This window comes from Pantoea sp. GbtcB22 (assembly GCF_019091025.1).
Taxonomy (GTDB): Bacteria; Pseudomonadota; Gammaproteobacteria; order Enterobacterales; family Enterobacteriaceae; genus Pantoea; species Pantoea leporis.
In genome coordinates this window covers 1-258 of record NZ_JAGXKB010000385.1, presented here as the reverse complement: position 1 = coordinate 258, position 258 = coordinate 1, and the positions used below count along the sequence as shown (strand labels likewise).

The 258-nt window shown below is 40.3% G+C and carries 1 protein-coding gene; it reads left to right on the top strand.

Features of this window, described 5'->3' with window-relative positions:
- Positions 1-258: hypothetical protein (locus KVT28_RS25560; protein ID WP_217551029.1), on the top strand; the 258-nt coding region annotated here is incomplete at both ends.

The window sequence follows — 258 nt, the reverse complement described above, 5'->3', positions numbered from 1 at the left end:
GCAGGCAAGAAAGCAGAAGTTGGCAAGACTGGCACATCTAAGAAGCCAAATAGCAGAAACAACAAATGATATTCGAAGCATCCAACACGAAGCTCAAAGCAATCAAGATTTGTCCGAAAAGCAAAATAATCATCATGAAACATTGAAACAACAACCAGAATATACTTTCGATGCCACTTCGCCATTGTCAAGAGAACTGCAAATAGTACCATGGCCACAGGGTTTCAGACCAATGATGTTACCAACATATGATGGTCA